Annotated in this window: 19 protein-coding genes; 15 read left to right on the forward strand and 4 right to left on the reverse strand. The window is 68.8% G+C overall.

Features of this window, described 5'->3' with window-relative positions:
• Positions 1-3 precede the first annotated feature (3 nt).
• Positions 4-780, reverse strand: a complete 777-nt coding sequence (locus SNE35_RS12705; RefSeq protein WP_320423284.1) for a hypothetical protein — start codon at positions 778-780, stop codon at positions 4-6.
• 241 nt (positions 781-1,021) lie between these two features.
• Between SNE35_RS12705 and SNE35_RS12710 the strand changes: the two genes are divergently transcribed.
• The 5 genes from SNE35_RS12710 to SNE35_RS12730 all read left to right on the forward strand — a co-directional run bounded on the left by SNE35_RS12710 (position 1,022) and on the right by SNE35_RS12730 (position 6,642).
• Positions 1,022-1,198 carry a DUF1328 family protein gene (locus SNE35_RS12710; RefSeq protein ID WP_320423285.1) on the forward strand — a complete coding sequence of 59 codons (177 nt, stop codon included), beginning with the start codon at positions 1,022-1,024 and terminating at the stop codon, positions 1,196-1,198.
• A 27-nt stretch (positions 1,199-1,225) separates the two neighbouring features.
• Positions 1,226-1,759, forward strand: coding sequence for a ferritin-like domain-containing protein (locus tag SNE35_RS12715; protein WP_320423286.1), 534 nt, complete (start codon positions 1,226-1,228; stop codon positions 1,757-1,759).
• A 4-nt stretch (positions 1,760-1,763) separates the two neighbouring features.
• Positions 1,764-3,194, forward strand: a complete 1,431-nt coding sequence (locus tag SNE35_RS12720; protein ID WP_320423287.1) for a phospholipase D-like domain-containing protein — start codon at positions 1,764-1,766, stop codon at positions 3,192-3,194.
• Between the two features lie 170 nt (positions 3,195-3,364).
• Positions 3,365-3,691 carry a BON domain-containing protein gene (locus SNE35_RS12725; protein ID WP_320423288.1) on the forward strand — a complete coding sequence of 109 codons (327 nt, stop codon included), beginning with the start codon at positions 3,365-3,367 and terminating at the stop codon, positions 3,689-3,691.
• 338 nt (positions 3,692-4,029) lie between these two features.
• On the forward strand, positions 4,030-6,642 hold the full coding sequence (locus SNE35_RS12730) for a chemotaxis protein CheW (RefSeq protein WP_320423289.1): 2,613 nt from the start codon (positions 4,030-4,032) through the stop codon (positions 6,640-6,642).
• A gap of 9 nt (positions 6,643-6,651) precedes the next feature.
• On the opposite strand, the gene SNE35_RS12735 is transcribed toward SNE35_RS12730, so the two are convergent.
• Positions 6,652-7,758: a glycoside hydrolase family 5 protein gene (locus tag SNE35_RS12735; RefSeq protein WP_320423290.1), complete on the reverse strand. Its 1,107-nt coding sequence runs from the start codon at positions 7,756-7,758 to the stop codon at positions 6,652-6,654.
• Entirely contained in the window at positions 7,755-8,387 is a 633-nt protein-coding gene (locus SNE35_RS12740; protein WP_320423291.1) for a response regulator transcription factor, read from the reverse strand. The genes SNE35_RS12735 and SNE35_RS12740 overlap by 4 nt, the downstream gene beginning before the upstream one ends.
• Positions 8,388-8,585: 198 nt before the next feature.
• Here SNE35_RS12740 and SNE35_RS12745 point away from each other — a divergent pair, with 198 nt between their 5' ends.
• The 5 genes from SNE35_RS12745 to SNE35_RS12765 all read left to right on the forward strand — a co-directional run bounded on the left by SNE35_RS12745 (position 8,586) and on the right by SNE35_RS12765 (position 10,990).
• Positions 8,586-8,747, forward strand: coding sequence for a DUF1328 domain-containing protein (locus SNE35_RS12745; RefSeq protein ID WP_320423292.1), 162 nt, complete (start codon positions 8,586-8,588; stop codon positions 8,745-8,747).
• A gap of 47 nt (positions 8,748-8,794) precedes the next feature.
• Positions 8,795-9,130, forward strand: a complete 336-nt coding sequence (locus SNE35_RS12750) for a hypothetical protein (RefSeq protein ID WP_320423293.1) — start codon at positions 8,795-8,797, stop codon at positions 9,128-9,130.
• Positions 9,131-9,161: 31 nt separating this feature from the next.
• Positions 9,162-9,545, forward strand: coding sequence for a hypothetical protein (locus SNE35_RS12755; RefSeq protein ID WP_320423294.1), 384 nt, complete (start codon positions 9,162-9,164; stop codon positions 9,543-9,545).
• Positions 9,542-10,129, forward strand: a complete 588-nt coding sequence (locus tag SNE35_RS12760) for a hypothetical protein (protein WP_320423295.1) — start codon at positions 9,542-9,544, stop codon at positions 10,127-10,129. Before SNE35_RS12755 ends, SNE35_RS12760 begins: the two co-directional genes overlap by 4 nt.
• Positions 10,130-10,267: 138 nt before the next feature.
• Entirely contained in the window at positions 10,268-10,990 is a 723-nt protein-coding gene (locus SNE35_RS12765) for a PEP-CTERM sorting domain-containing protein (RefSeq protein WP_320423296.1), read from the forward strand.
• 3 nt (positions 10,991-10,993) lie between these two features.
• Here SNE35_RS12765 and SNE35_RS12770 read toward each other — a convergent pair whose 3' ends face one another.
• A complete protein-coding gene (locus tag SNE35_RS12770) occupies positions 10,994-11,530 on the reverse strand; it encodes a PTS sugar transporter subunit IIA (RefSeq protein ID WP_320423831.1) in 537 nt (178 codons plus the stop codon).
• Positions 11,531-11,746: 216 nt separating this feature from the next.
• Between SNE35_RS12770 and SNE35_RS12775 the strand changes: the two genes are divergently transcribed.
• The 5 genes from SNE35_RS12775 to SNE35_RS12795 are packed head-to-tail and all read left to right on the forward strand — an operon-like array spanning position 11,747 to position 15,480.
• Complete coding sequence (locus SNE35_RS12775; RefSeq protein ID WP_320423297.1) at positions 11,747-12,199, forward strand: BON domain-containing protein; 453 nt, start codon at positions 11,747-11,749, stop codon at positions 12,197-12,199.
• Positions 12,200-12,201: 2 nt separating this feature from the next.
• Positions 12,202-13,047 carry an MlaE family ABC transporter permease gene (locus SNE35_RS12780; protein ID WP_320423298.1) on the forward strand — a complete coding sequence of 282 codons (846 nt, stop codon included), beginning with the start codon at positions 12,202-12,204 and terminating at the stop codon, positions 13,045-13,047.
• Positions 13,047-13,811, forward strand: a complete 765-nt coding sequence (locus SNE35_RS12785) for an ABC transporter ATP-binding protein (protein WP_320423299.1) — start codon at positions 13,047-13,049, stop codon at positions 13,809-13,811. Before SNE35_RS12780 ends, SNE35_RS12785 begins: the two co-directional genes overlap by 1 nt.
• Complete coding sequence (locus SNE35_RS12790; protein ID WP_320423300.1) at positions 13,808-14,881, forward strand: MlaD family protein; 1,074 nt, start codon at positions 13,808-13,810, stop codon at positions 14,879-14,881. Before SNE35_RS12785 ends, SNE35_RS12790 begins: the two co-directional genes overlap by 4 nt.
• Positions 14,878-15,480, forward strand: coding sequence for a PqiC family protein (locus SNE35_RS12795; RefSeq protein WP_320423301.1), 603 nt, complete (start codon positions 14,878-14,880; stop codon positions 15,478-15,480). The genes SNE35_RS12790 and SNE35_RS12795 overlap by 4 nt, the downstream gene beginning before the upstream one ends.
• The last annotated feature ends 62 nt before the right edge of the window (positions 15,481-15,542 follow it).

The following is a 15,542-nucleotide window of genomic DNA, read 5'->3' on the forward strand; positions in this document are numbered from 1 at the left end:
GGCTTATTTGCCGCGGTTTCCTGCGCCGGTCGGCTGCGTCTGCAGGGTCGCGATCTCTCGCACGATCGCGCCCTCGCCGACCGAGCCTTCCTGCGTGCCCTGGCCCAGCGCCAGGCGCTCGCAGTCGGCGCGGTCTTCCTTGTCGGGTTGGCGCTGGCAGCGCTGCACAGCGTTCTGCGTCATCATTCGCGGGCTCGGCGTGACGAGCCCGTTGCGGCGCGCTTCCTGCAGCGCCGCGCCGGCTTCGCGCAGGCAGGTGGCGCGGTCCTGCGTGGTGTTGCCGTTCATGCAGTTCGCACGCTCCTGCTGGTAGTTCTGCTGGGGCGTGCCGGCCAGCGCCTGGCTGGCGCCCGTGAGGGCGAGCAGACTGGCGGCCGCGGCAGCGCCGAAGCGGGAGGCGATCGGGGTCTTCGATGCATTCATGGTCGAGATTCCTTTCAGGCTTGCGTCCTCCCCGACGTCGATGTCATCGGCGTCCTCTTCATCCATTTCTTCCTCTTCCAGCAGCGTCACCCACCGGCCACCGATGCGCGCTTCGATGCAGCTCGCACGAGCCCGCGCTGCGGCGCGCCTGGCAGCTTCCATCAAGGCCCGCAGCTGCGGACGATCACCGTCGCAGTGCTGGCGGGCCACCACCACGCCGAGTTCGCGCGGCATCATGTCGGCACCGATGCAGCGTGCGCGCACGACCACGGTCATGTGCGTGCAGAGCAGCAGTTCCGCGTCCTGCGGCGCGTCTTCGGTGAGGGAATAGGTGTGGGGCGTTGCGATCTGGTCCATGAGAAGGATGCTAGGCAGCCGGGGTGGGTGGCAGGTGTCAGGGCCCGGTCTGCGTCCGTGTAGGACGCCGCCGCGATCGTCCAAGCGACCAGCCAGGCCAGCCGAACCGGTCCGGCGCCGCGTCCTACAGAGCAACGAAGCGCACGCCGATGCCCTGCGCGAGACCCCGGCCCTAGAGTGATTCCAACGCCCATCAAGGGCCTTCCCGCCGCCACACCGGCTCGCAAGAAAGGACATCACCATGTTGAAGTGGGCTCTTATCTTTGCCGTCATCTCGCTGATCGCGGGTCTGCTCGGCTTCACCGGCCTGGCGGCCGGGGCGGCCGGCATCGCCAAGGCGCTGTTCGTTGTCTTCCTGCTGGTCTTCCTGGTGCTGCTGGCGCTTGCCCTGATGGGCGCCAACGCGCTGCGGAAGTAGGCATCCCTGACTGAAGGAAACCCAACCATGTCGCAAAAGAGTGAACGCCTGGAACTCGATCAATCCGCACTGGATCGCGCCCGCAAGGACCTGGACGATGGCGCCGTCACGCCCAGCTACGGGCCGTGGCGCGAGCAGATCGTCAAGCTGCTGAACGATTCGCTGGCCACGGAACTGGTCTGCGTGATGCGCTACAAGCGCCATTACTTCACCGCCACCGGCATGTCGGCGCCGGCGATCGCTGCCGAATTCCTGGCGCACGCCAACGAGGAGAGCGCGCACGGTGACCGCATTGCCGAACGCATCGTGCAGCTCGGCGGCGAGCCGGATTTCTCGCCCGACTCGCTGCTGCAGCGCAGCCATGCGGACTACGACGCGTCGCCCGACCTGAAGGCCATGGTGCGCGCCAATCTCGTGGCCGAGCGCATCGCCGTCGAGGCCTACCGCCAGATGATCAAGCTGGTCGGCGACAAGGATCCGACGACGCGCCGCCTGATCGAGGAGATCCTCGAGCAGGAAGAGGAGCACGCCGAGGATCTGCTCGACATGCTGAAGGAGTGAGCCCGTGAGGGCCCGTCGTCGCGCTTTGACGATCGCGGCGGCGAGCCTCACGGCCGCCATGATCGGTGCCTGCGCGCAGGCACCCCAACTGCCGCCCGCGCCACCGGCACCCGCCGCGAAGGCGCCCAGCGTCGCCGCGGTGGCGAGCCAGGTGAGCGTCACCAGCCCACAGGGCGAGTTGCTCAGCCGCCATCAGCGCGAGCAGTTGCTGCAGCAGGTGCAGGCCCAGGGCAAGGCCGAGGCGATCAAGCGCCAGCTCGGTGCGATGGCCGCTTTCGGCGCCGTCGGCCTCTATGCCGGCAATGATGCGAAGCTGCTGATCGACGGCCCCGCCACCTTCAAGGCGATGGCCGAGGCGATCCGCCAGGCCCGCCGCACGGTGCTGCTGGAGAGCTACATCATCGAAGACGCCGATATCTCGCGGCAGCTCGCGCGCTTGCTCGCCGAGAAGCGCGCGCAGGGGGTCGGCGTATACGTGATCTACGACGCGGTCGGTTCCATCGGCACGCACGACGCCTTCTTCGAGGCGCTGCGCGAGGCCGGCGTGGCCACCTGCGCCTTCAACCCGCTGAGCAAGATCGACGACCTCGCCCACCGCGACCACCGCAAGATCCTCAGCGTGGATCGCGAGATCGGCTTCACCGGCGGCATCAACTTGAGCGCCGTCTATGCCTCCGGCTCCTTCGGCCGCACGCATCGCAAGCCGCTGCGGCAAGAGACCGAAAGCAACCGCGAAGGCTGGCGCGACACCCAGGTGCAGCTGCGCGGCCCCGCCGTCGGCGCGCTCGACGACCTGGTGCGCGAGACCTGGCAGGCCCAGGGCTGCAAAGGCGCGCTGCCGCCGGTGCCTGATGCTCAGCCGGCCGCAGGCAAGAAGGCCGCGGGCGAACAGCTGATGCGCATCATCTCGTCCACGCCGGACGACACGATCAATCGCTTCTATGCGCTGATGATGACTTCCATCGGCGCGGCCCGCCAGAGCGTGCGGATGACCATGGCCTACTTCGCGCCGGGCGAGGACATGATCCAGGCCCTCTGCGATGCCGCGCAGCGCGGCGTGGCCGTGGAGCTGATCCTGCCCTCGCGCAGCGACTTCTCGCCGGTGCTGCATGCCGGGCGCAGCTACTACGAGCGCCTGCTCGCCGCTGGCGTGCGCATCTACGAACTGCAGGATGCGGTGCTGCATGCGAAGACGGAGGTCATCGACGGCGTCGTCTCGTCGGTAGGCTCCAGCAACCTCGACCAGCGCAGCTTCACCAGCAACAACGAGGTCAATGCGGTGGTCATCGGCGAGGACTTCGGTGCCGAGATGGACCGCATGTTTGCACAGGACATCCAGGCCTCGCGCGAGATCACGCGAGAAGCCTGGGCGGCGCGCTCGCCGTGGCAGCGCAGCAAGGAGTTCTTCGCGCGGCTCTTCGAGCGCCTGTGGTGAATACGACAACGGCCCGGCCTGCCGTCCTACAGCGCAAGGTGGCCTGCGCCGATCCCTCGCAAAAGCGCCTGTTCCTAGACTTCAGTCATGCCGAAACGAAAGCAACACAACGCTTCGGCAAGAAAGTCGGACAACACCATTCAACCTCGATCCATCAGGAGATGACCATCATGACCACCACCCTCACCCGCAAGACCCTCGCTGCCTGCGTTCTGGGCCTGGCCACGCTGGCCGTGCTGCCCGGCTGTGCCGTCACCCGCGGCCAGGAAAAGGTCGGCGCCTACATCGACGACAGCTCGATCACCGCCTCCGTGAAGACCAAGATGCTGGCCGACAAGACCGTCGACGGCACCTCGATCAAGATCGAGACGCTGAACGGCGAGGTCCTGCTGTCCGGCTTCGCCAAGAACAGCACCGAGAAGGCCAACGCCGAGGCCATCGCTCGCAACACCGACGGCGTCAAGCGCGTCCGCAACGAGATCGTGGTGCGCGGCTAACGAGCCTCCCCCAGCACTGCCGGGCACGCTGCTTGCCCGGTAGCTGCAAGAGCACAGAACGACGAACGGGCGGCGGACGAATTTTCCGATTCGCCTCCCGGATCTCCACAGAGTCCCTCCCCTGGGCCGCCTCCGGCCCTTTTGATGCCGCGCCTTGCTGCGAAAGCAGGCGCGGCTTTTCTTTTGTACGGCAACAGGTCATGTACCCGCCTCGTAACGTGATGCTTTTCGCGTCGGTGAGCCGTGCCGCCCGCTGGCCGAACGACCCGCTGCGCTATCGTCCCCAAGGGGGTCAAAAGCCCCTAACTACTTTTCTCGACTGACACAGCGGGCGAACGATGAAGAGCAAGAAGGTCTGGCACAAGGGCGTGCAGTTTTCGGCGGAGGTGGCGCCCTTCGTATCCAGAATGAGCCTGGTGGACGACCACCGGGAGAGCCTGCTGCGCTTGCAGGGCGTCTGGGACAGCCTGGCCCTGCTGGGTCAGATGAGCGGCGCCGCCGCCGACATGGGCGGTACCCGCAGCGCCTTCCAGGCGCTCAGCGGCACCTTGCTCGACAGCCTGGCCCGCCGCCTGCTGGACAACTGCGTGAGCCGCCTGCGCGGCAAGGCGCAGGTGGCGATCGACATCCTCGTGCGCAACCTGTTCGAACGCACGGCCGACGTGGGCTTCCTCGCCGCCGACGGCCCGTTGCGCGAGCACGTGACGCTCTGCGCCGACCCGCAGGCCACGCCCGAGCAGCAGGCCGCCAGCCGCGCAGCGCTCGAAGCGCGCTTCCGTGCCTATGTCGCCAAGTATTCGGTGTACGACGACATCGTCGTGCTCTCCCCGCAAGGCCGCGTGCTGGCACGCCTGGATCGCAGCGTGGCCGACGCCGCGCCCTGCAGCGACCCGCTGATCGCCGCCGCGCTGCGCCCCGGCACGCCTTTCGTCGAAAGCCATGGCGCGCTGGACGTACTCGGCGGACGCACGAGCCTCGTCTATGCCAGCGCCGTCGGGAGCGCCTCCGGCGCCGGCGGCGTGCTGTGCCTGTCGTTCCGCCTGGCCGACGAGATGCGCGGCGTGTTCCGCCAGTTGCTGCGGCAGCAGGAGACCGGCGATCGCACGGTGCTGGTGCTGCGCGACAAGGAGGGGCGCGTGTTGCAGAGCTCCGATCGCTGGCAGATCCCGCTCGGTGCCGAGCTGCCGCCGGTCGACAGGAACCAGCGCCTGGTGTTCGCAGGCCGCGACTACCTGGCCGTGGCCACCGAGGCCACCGGCTACGAGGGCTACTGCGGGCCGGGCTGGTCGGCGCTGGCCTTGCTGCCGGTCGAGCATGCCTTCGGCACGGCGGCGCATGAGGACGACGAACTGCAGCAGGACTTCGCCGCGCTGGCGGCGGGCCTCGACACCCGCGAGCTGTTCGACGCCGAACTGCGCGGCATTCCGCTGGAGGCCGCGCGCATCCAGCGCGACCTGCAACGCTCGCTGTGGAACGGCAAGCTGCGCAGCCGCCTGCAGCCCGACGGCAACGGCGAATTCGCCGTGACCTTGCTCAACGAGGTGGAGCGCACCGGCCAGCAGTTGCGCCAGGTGTTCGAGCAGGCCATCGGCAATCTGCAGAACTCGGCGCTGGCCGCCGTTTTCGACGAAGTGCTGTTCCATGCGCGCCTGGCCATCGACATCATGGACCGCAACCTCTACGAGCGCGCCAACGATGTCCGCTGGTGGGCGCTCGATGCCAGCCTGCAGCAGGCGCTACAGAAGGCCTCGCAGGGCGATGCCGCCGCCGCCCAGCGGGAGGCCGAACTCGTGCTCCGCCGCATCAACGGTCTCTACACCGTCTATTCGCTGCTGCTCGTGTTCGACAGGACCGGCCGCGTCGTCGCCGTCTCCGATCCCGCGCAGGCGCCGCATCACCTCGGCCGCCAGCTTGACGAAGCCTGGGTCGCCAAGGCGCTGGCCCTGCGCGACCGCGAGCGCTACGTCGTCTCGCCGCATGAGGCCAGCGGGCTCTATGCCGGCCGGCCGAGCTACGTCTACGCCACATCGCTGCCCTCACCCGGCGATGCGAACGCCGTCGTCGGCGGCCTGGCCATCGTGTTCGATGGCCAGGCGCAGTTCGCCGCGATGCTGGGCGATGCGCTACCGCAGCGCAGCGGCGCGACCGGCCTGTTCCTCACCCGCTCGGGCCGCATCGTCTCCAGCAGCGACGAGGAGCGCTGGCCTGTCGGCGCGACGGGGCCGTTGTCGGCGGAGCTGCTGGGCAAGCTGGTGGCGGGCGAATCGCGCTCGATCGAGCTGGCGATCGACGGGACCGTCCACGCGGCCGGCCTGTCGTTGTCGGCTGGCTACCGCGAGTACCGGCGCGGCGCGGCACCGGCGGCCGAGGACGTGATCGCCGTCGTGCTGCAGGCGCTGGGGCCGCGCCTGCCGGCGTCGGCGCAGGACGACGATGCCTCCGGCTTCCTCGCTCCGCAGGCGCAGGTCAAAGGGGGCAAGCACATCGACATCGCCAGCTTCAGCGTGGCCGGCCGTGCGCTGGGCCTGCCGGCCGATGCCGTGCTGGAAGCGCTGATGGCGCCGCGCCTCGTCGCCTTGCCCAACGCGCCGGGCGCGCTCGTCGGCATGATCGAACACCGCGACCGGATGCTGCCCGTGATCGACATCGGCCTGCTGCTCGGCGAGCCCGCCTGCGGCGGCGACTCGCTGGTGCTGGTCTGCCGCACACCGTCCGACCAGGCCATGGCGCTGCGGGTGCAGGCGCTGGGTCAGGTGTTCAGCGTGGCGCCCGAGCAGATCCACCCCAGCCCGACGCGCACGGGCGCGGCCGGGCCGACCCGGCTCGTGCGCGGCAGTGGCGCGGGCATGCTGAGCCTGTTGGACATGGAGAGCTTGTGGGCAGGGACCGCAGCCGCTGCGCCTCTGCTCGACCAGGAGGACGAAGCCGGCGTGTTGCTGCTGCCGCAGTAGGCCTGGCCTTCAGGCGCCGTAAAGCGCGTCGAACAAGGGCTGGCGGAACGCGTGCGCCTTCGGGTCGTAGACGCCGAAGCCCGAGGCCAGCTCCCACCAGAACCAGGGCAGGCCGCGCGCTTCCATCGCCTCGCGCATCGCCCGTGCATAGCGGGCGCGGGCCGGCATCGCGGCGCGCTCGTAGGCGCCGAACTCGCCGACGAAGAAGGGATAGCCCAGGCGCTTGCATTCGCGCTGGGCCTTGTCGAGCACGGCCGTCATGCGCGCGAGCTGGTCGGTGCTGCAGCAGTCCTGGCCGGTGGGCTTGTAGGGCTTAACCCAGCTCGCGCCCTGGTGCGTGAAATCGAAGGGCTCGTAGCTGTGCACGGTCAGGATCAGGTTCGGGTCCGGCGGCAGCAGCAGGTGCGGCAAGGCGTCGACGCTGTTCCAGCGGCCGGGGCCGATGACGATGGCGCGCGTCGGGTTGCTGCGCCGGATCACGCGCACCGCGCGCGACAGCAGGTCGTTCCAGGACACGCCGCCCTGCTCGTCCTGCAGGCCGTGCGGCTCGTTGTAGGGCTCGAACAGCAGCCGGTCTTCGCTGCGGCTCGCATAGCGTTCGGCGATCTGGCGCCACATCGCCAGGAAGCGCACGCGCAGCAACGCATGTGGCACCGACAGGTCGCTGTCCAGCGGATCGCCGTCGAGCTGGCGATAGTGGTGCATGTTCAGGATCACCGTGCAGCCGCGGGCGAGCAGCTTGTCCAGCACCTCGTCCACGCGGGCGAAGAAGGCCGGGTCGATGACGGCCGCCGCATCGCGGCTGGCGTGGTTGCTCCAGCGCACCGGCAGGCGGACGCTGCGGCAGAAGCCTTCGCTGCCGACCAAATCGATGAACTCGTCGCTGGCCCGCAGGCCCCACTCGCCCTCCAGCGGCGCCTCCAGCATGTTGCCGAAGTTGATGCCGCGCCCAAGGCCGGCGCACAGCTCGCGCATGCGCGCCGAGGCGCCCGGCGCGGGGCCGGCGGGCATCGGTGGGTACAGCTCGTCGAGCGAGGGCGCAGCGACCTCGGGCAGCGCGCAGCCGCCCGCCAGCGCCGCGCCGATCAGCGCGAGCGCCCGGCGCCGCGAACTCACTGGATCAGCCCGTTCTTCAGCGCGTAGTAGGTCAGGTCGCTGTTGGAGGCGAGCTTGAGCTTCTCCATCACACGCGAGCGGTAGGTGCTCACGGTCTTGACCGAGAGCGACATGCTGTCGGCCATGTGGCCGATGGTCTCGCCGCGCGCCAGGCGCAGGAAGACCTGCAGTTCGCGTTCGGAGAGTTGCTCGTGCGGCAGCGCGTCGACGTCGCCGGAGAGGCCATCGGCCAGCAACTCGGCCACGGCGGGGGTGATGTACTTGCGGCCGCGATAGACGGTGCGGATCGCCTTGACGATGTCCTCCGGGTCGCATTCCTTGTTCAGGTAGCCGGAGGCGCCCTGGCGCAGCAGGGTCGTCGCGTAATGGGTCTCGGGGAAGCCGCTGAGGATCAGCACCGGCAGGTCGGGCTCGCGCGCCTTGATCGCGGCAAGCACCTCGACGCCGCCCTGGTCGGGCATCGAGAGGTCCATCAGGATCACGTCGACGTCGCCGCCGCGAACGATGTCCAGCGCCTCGCGGCCGTTGCTGGCTTCGCCGGTCACGCGCAGGTCCGTCTGGTCGGAGAAATACTGCCGCAGACCGGCGCGCACGATGGCGTGGTCGTCGACGATGGCAATGCGGATCATGACGGGCCCCTGTTGTTGTCCTCTACTGGTGACGGAGCATAACGAGCAAAGCAATGGGACCACGTAGGACCACGCCTACGTCTCATGTCCGGTGCCGCTGACAAGGTATCGGCGTCCGGGACTGCCGCTTGCCCTACAGGCCCTCCGTACAGTGAGTCCATCGACGCGGCACTTCTTCAGCCGCACAGGAGAAACAAGATGCTTCACTACGCGGTCGTTTTCTTCGTCATTGCGCTGATCGCAGCGTTGTTCGGTTTCGGCGGCCTCGCGGCCGGCGCGGCGGGCATCGCCAAGATCCTGTTCCTGGTCTTCGTGGTCATGGCCGTGGCCACCTTCCTCGTTGGCCTGGTGCGCAAGTAGCTTCCCCTTCCATCCACAGACGATTCACAAAGCGAAAGGACCACACCATGGCCACCAACAAGCAATCCGACAGCACCGACCTGAGCGCCAAGGCCGATGAGGCCGTCAGCAAGCTGCAGGACAAGATCCATGACGCAGGCGACCAGGCCGCCTCGGCCCTGGGCCGCGTCGCGGGACAGGCGGAAGACATCGCCCGCCGCACGCTGGACCGCGCCCGCGAAACCAGCACCCAGGTGCGGGAGCGCATCGGCCGCGCCGGCGACGCCACCGTCGGCTACATCAAGGACGAGCCGGTCAAGGCGGTGATGATCGCCGCCGCCACCGGCGCCGTCACCGCGCTGGTGCTCAGCTGGCTGTCGCGCTCGCGTTCGAACCGCTATTGATCCCAGCCTAAACTGGACGATTTAGGCGCCCATGATCCATCCGCTGTTCCGTACCCTGGCCACCCGGCCGGAACTGTTGGCCGAGCACCTGGGCGCCTATGCGCAACTGGTCTCGGTCGAGGCCAGCGAGACGACGGCCCAGCTGCGCAATCACGCGCTCTGGGCCGTCGGCGCGATGCTGGGCATTGCGCTGGGCACGGGCCTCGCCGGCACGGCGCTGCTGTTGCTGGCCATCGTGCCCGTGATCGACATGCCCTACCCCTGGCTGCTGCTGATCGTGCCCGCTGTGCCCTATGCACTGGCAGGCTTCTGCGTGTTCCGCATGCGCAGCCGCCCCCTGAACTGCTCCTTCGACCTCGTGCGTGAGCAGGTCGCGCTCGACACCGCCCTGCTCCGCGAAGCGAGCGAGGGATGAGCGCCCCCGCTCCCGACGAACGCGAACGCAAGCGTGAAGCTGCCCTGCAGCGCCTGGCCGCATCGCGCCTGCAGCTTCGCCAAGAGCTGATCGAGGAACCGGTCGACGACACCGGCCAGCCGGCCCGCAAGGGCTTCAACATTCCACGCCGCCTGCGCGCCCTGTGGCGCAGCCTGCGCCGCGGCGTGCGCGGCTCGCCGGTGGCGGCCGTGGCGATGACGGCGCTGCAGGAGTGGTGGCACGGCCATCCCTGGCGCGCGACCAGCGAACTGGTGGCCGGGGAACTCCACGCCAGCCTGAGGCCGGTGGTGCGCCGCCATCCGCTGGCGGCGGTGCTCGTCTCCGGCGCCCTGGGCCTGGCGGTCATGACCAGCAAGCCCTGGCGCTGGCCGGCGGTCCGCCGGCACGTGCAGCCGCTGCCCGGCCGGCTGGTGCGCTGGGCCTTCCACCAGCTGGGCCAGGCGCCCGGCCAGGCCTTGCTGAGCACCCTGCTGGTCATGATGGCGCGGCAGGCACCTCCTCCGCCGCCCCCGCCCGCACCGCCGGAGGCCCCGGCGGAGTCGGTAGAGCAAGGCAGGAGCTGATCCGCTGCGGAATTCTTCACGGCCCGCCTCGCGCTTGGCCGTCGCCGTGTGCATTGCTGCACATGGCCAACCATGGCTTGATTCATACAATTTGTTCATATTGAACAATTCGTTCAATCAAACCATGGAAGTCATCCCGTGAAGCTTGCCACCCTGCTCTGCACGACCCTCCTTGCCGCCAGCATTGCGGCCCCCTGCGCCGCGACGCCCGTCCAGGGCACGCTGACCAGCCAGAACTCGTTCAATGGCTACATGGGAGAGATGACCAACATCCAGGCCCTGTCCGGTTCGGCGTCGGTTCCGGACAGCGCCTTCGTCTTCTGCGTCGTGGGCTGGGCCCACTGGGCCGGCGCGGGCGCCACGCACCAGTACGACCTCGGTGATTCCTTCGCCCCCTTCGTCGATCATGCCGCCGGCGCCGACAAGGCCACCGGGCTGCTGAACTACGTGGTGGACCACTACTACGCCCCGCTGATGAGCGGCGCCTACGGCGCGTACTCCGGCTACGGCTTCAACGAAGCGGTGTGGGAACTGACGGGCGACTTCAACGGCAAGCTCAGCAGCCTCGACACCACGAAGGGCTTCAGCTATGCCGGCGACACCGACCCGGCCTACGACACCGCCCTCTACACCACCATCATCAACGACCTGCGCCAGAACTTCGACGCCATCCCGGCCAGCTACCGCTCGGCCCAGTACAACGTGCAGTTCCTGACAGAGTCCGACTCCAGCTACCAATCGCTGGGCATGGTGACGGAGAAGTCGATCAGCGCCGTGCCCGAACCCTCGAGCCTGGCCCTGATGCTGGCCGGCGGCCTGGGCATGACGCTGTGCGCTTCGCGCCGCAAGAAATCCAGCTGAACCTCAAGAATCGGCCAGCGAATCGGCCGCGTGCGTGATGCCCGATCGGAAGGTCACCGCCACCTCCGCCGGCTGAAGCGCACGAGCGAGCCGCTCCCTGAACGCTCCGTCGGACAGCAACCGGGCGATCAGCGCGAGCATCCTCAGGTGATCGTCCCGCGCGCCCTGCTCGGGAACGATGATGGCCAGCAGCTGCGACACGGGCGCTCCATCGGGCGCCTTGAAATCGATCCCACGCACCGTGCGTGCGAACAGCGTGATCGGCCGCTCGATGCCGCCGATCCGCGCATGCGGGATCGCAAACCCGTGGCCGAGTCCGGTGGACGCAGCCTGCTCGCGCCGCCACAGGGCACGCGCGACCGGCCCGGCTTCGAGGCCATGGGTCCGCGCGATTTCCGCGCCCAGGAATTCGCAGGCGTGGGCGCGGTCGCGCAAGTCCACGTCGAGCAGGATCTCGCGCGGCTGCAGCCAGGCGGCGATCTTCCAGATGTCGTGAGCCCCGCTGGGGCTTTGCGTTGCGAGGACTCTTGTCATGGGCATCACTCTAGGACCGCGTGTATCAATCGCCCGCAAAGATTAGTGCGCCGCGCATAAAGATTTCATCAGGACGCCCTGTCAGCGTGTTCCCACAGCCGAACCCGCCCCAGGCCGATAGGTCGGCCCCGTCCCCTTTCTTAAGCTGAAGGCATGGATCACGAGCTTCAGTGCACGTTGTCCAGCCCCAAATCTGATTCCACTGGAATGAAAGGCAGACCGATGAACACGCAAACCACTTCCACCTATCGAATGTCCTTGCTGGTTGCGGCCTGCGCTGCGGCGCTGACGATGGCGGCTTGCAGCAAGCAGGACGACACCCGCACGGCCGGCCAGAAGCTTGACGACACGATCGCCAAGGTCGACCAGAAGACCGACGAAGCCAAGGCGAAGACCGAAGCCGAGGCCGGCAAGCTGGGCGACAAGATGTCGCAGACGGCCGACAAGGCCGAGGCCAAGATGGCCGACGCGACGATCACCGCCAGCATCAAGTCCGAACTGGCCCGCGACCCGGACCTGTCCGCACTGCAGATCAACGTGGACACCCGTGACGGCTTGGTTGAGCTGAACGGCACCGCGCCGAGCGACGCCGCCAAGGACCGCGCCACCAAGCTGGCCGCGGGCATCAAGGGCGTGCTGAGCGTCGACAACCACCTCGTGGTCAAGACCGCCTGAACATGAGCCTGGTCCTCGGTGCTTCCGAGAACTCGAACAACAGGAAGCGCCCCCCTCTTTGGCTTGAAGGCATCGGCCTGAGAACGACAGCGTTCTGGGCCGATGCCCTCATCACCTTCAAATTCATCGGCGACGTGCTGCTGTCCCTGTCGCGCCTGGTGCGCGGCAAGACGGCGATGCGCGGCGCCGATCTGCTGTGGCAGCTCGATCAGGCGGGCCCGCGCAGCCTGGGCATCGTCTGTCTCGTCAGCGGCCTGGTCGGCGTGATCCTCGCCTACATGGGCGCCGTGCAGCTGCAGCGCTTCGGCGCGCAGAGCTACATCGCTGACCTGGTCACGATCGGCGGCGTGCGCGAGGTCGCGGCGCTGATGACCGGCGTGATCCTGTCGGGCCGTATCGGCGCGGCCTACGCGGCCCAGCTGGGCAGCATGCAGGCCAACGAAGAGATCGATGCCCTGCGCGCGCTGGGCGTGGACCCGATCGAACACCTGGTGCTGCCGCGCGTGCTGGCCATGCTGCTCGTCGCACCCGTGCTGACGGCCTTCGCCGCGCTGGTCGCGATGCTGTGCGGCTGGCTGGTGGCGGTGACCATCTTCGGCCTCGCCCCGCTCGAATACGCCTGGAAGAGCGTGCACGCGCTGACCCTGCCCCACGTGCTGATCGGCCTCGGCAAGGGCACGCTCTACTGCCTGCTGGTGGCCCTGGCCGGCTGCCGGCAAGGCCTGTGCTCGGGCCGTAGCGCGCAGGCGGTGGGCCAGGCGGTGACGGCCAGCGTCGTGCAGGCGATGGTGTGGATCGTGGTCGCTGCCTCCCTCACCACCGTGGCGTTGCAGAGGCTGGACTGGTGATGGCAGAGGCCGAAGTCGCGCTGAAGACCCTCGTGCGGGTGCAGGGCCTGAAGATGGCCTACGGCAGCCACGTCGTGCAGCGCAATCTCGACTTCGACATCCGCGCCGGCGAGGTGCTGGCCATCATCGGCGCCAGCGGCTGCGGCAAGAGCACCTTGCTGCGCCACCTGATCGGCCTGCAGGCGCCGGCCGCCGGCCGCATCTGCTACGGCGCGGAAGACCTCCACGCCGCGGACGACGTGGCGCTGGCCCAGTTGCGCCGCCGCTTCGGCGTCAGCTTCCAGGGCGGTGCGCTGTGGAGCTCGATGAGCGTCGGCGAGAACGTGATGCTGCCGCTGGAGATGTTCACCCGCCTGGATGCCGACGCGCGCGAGCAGAAGGCACGCGACAAGCTGGCCCTGGTGGGCCTGGCCGATCAGTTCGACGCGGAGCCATCCTCGCTGTCCGGCGGCATGAAGAAGCGCGCAGCGATCGCCCGTGCCCTGGCGCTGGAGCCGCCGCTGCTCTACCTGGACGAGCCCTCCGCCGGGCTCGACCCGCTGACGGCCGCCCGCCTGGACGAGCTGATCCTGCAACTGCGCGACCAGGGCAACACGATCACGCTGGTCACCCATGAGCTGGCCAGCATCTTCGCCGTGGCCGATCGCGTGCTGTTCCTCGACGCCGAGGCCAAGACGATGACGGCGCTCGATTCGCCGCAAGCCCTGCTCGATCACGGACCGGAGAAGGTGCAGGAATTCCTGCGCCGCGGAAAGCCCGAATGAAAAAGAACAAGGCCAACGCCACCTTGATCGGCGCCTTCGCCGTCGGTGGCCTCATCCTTGTCATCGCCGCGGTGATCGCCGCCGGCGGCGGCAAGCTGTTCGCGCGCAAGGAGCGCGTGGTGATGCACTTCAGCGGCTCGATCTACGGCCTGGCGGTCGGCGCGCCGGTGGTGTTCCGCGGCGTGCGGCTGGGCAGCGTCAGCTCGATCGGCCTGGTGTACGAACCGGGCAAGGACGAATTCATCATCCCGGTCCAGGCCGATCTGGAGCCCGATGCGATCCGCGGCATGGCCGCGCGGGCCAGCAAGGACGGCAACCGCACGGTGCTGGAGCAGATGGTGGCACGCGGGCTGAAGGCGCAGCTCTCGATGCAGAGCCTGCTGACCGGCCAGCTCTACGTCGACCTCGACCTGCGCCCCGCCAAGCCCGCCGTGCTGCGCGGCACCGACGATCGCGAACTCGAGATCCCCACCACGACGACCACCATCCAGCAGTTGAAGAACCAGCTCGATGGCCTGGATCTGCGCCGGCTGCTGGACGACGTCTCGGCCATCGCCGAATCGGCCCGCACCGTCGTTGCCGGCCCGCAGCTGAAGCAGGCGATGGCGGACCTGGTGGCGATCACCGGCAATGTGCGACAGCTGACCGAGGCGCTGGAGAAGCGCGTGCCGCCGCTGGCCACCTCCGCCCAGCATGCCTTCGACGGCGCGGACAAGGCGCTGGCCAAGGTCGGCGGCGCGGCCGACAACGTCGGCAACAGCGCCGCGCGCCTGGGCAGCGCGGCCGACCGCTACAAGGAGCTGGTGGCGCCCGGCTCGCCGCTGATCACCAGCCTGCAGCGCACGGCCGACGAGCTGGCCCAGACCGCCGCCTCGCTGCGCGAGGACGTCGGCGAGGATTCGCCGACGCTGCAGCATGCCGACCGCGCGCTGGAAGACGTGTCGCGCGCCGCCCGCGCCGTGCGCGAGCTGGCCGACCTGCTGAGCCGCCATCCCGACGCGCTGCTGCGCGGCCGCCCGGCCGATCCGCTGGCCGCCGACAAGACCCTCAAGCCGAAGTCACCGCCATGAACGTCAAGCCCCTGGCAACGCTGCTCGCCGCGATGGCCCTCGCCGCCTGCTCCTCCGGCCCGCAGGCACCACCGCCGCAGTACTACCAGTTGCGGCTGCAGGCACCGGAGGCCGCCGCTCCTGCCCAGCCCGGCGCGCCAGCCGAGGTCTGGCAACTGGTCGCGCCGGTCAAGCTGCCCGAGTACCTGGAGCGTGACGTGCTGTGGCTGCCGGTCGGCGCCTCCGGCATGCAGCCGCTGCCCAACCATCGCTGGGCCGAGCCGCTGGACGAGGCGGTGCCGCGCATCCTGCTGCACGACCTGGCGCAACTGCACGGCGCCGGCAACGTCGTCAGCGGCACCTTGCCGGCCGGCCTCGCGGTAGCGCGCCAGCTGCGGCTGCAGATCCTCGATTTCAGCGTGGCGCCGGACCGCGGCACCGTGCGCATCGTCGCGCGCTGCACCGTCGCCGCGCCGGCGGGCGGGCAACCGTTGAGCGTCCTCGATCTCGATGTGAGCGCCCCCGCGGCAGGGCCCGAGCCCGATGCGCTGGTGGCCGCGCACCGCCTGGCGCTGTGGCGGCTGGCCCAGCAATTGACGGCCAAATTGGTAACACGTTGACGCAGCAGAAACACTTGTCCTACATGTCGTCGGACAACGCTGACAAGGCCTCGCGCAGGCGT

Origin of the sequence: Roseateles agri, from assembly GCF_034043675.1 — a bacterium.
In the GTDB taxonomy this organism is placed as follows: Bacteria; Pseudomonadota; Gammaproteobacteria; order Burkholderiales; family Burkholderiaceae_C; genus KK5.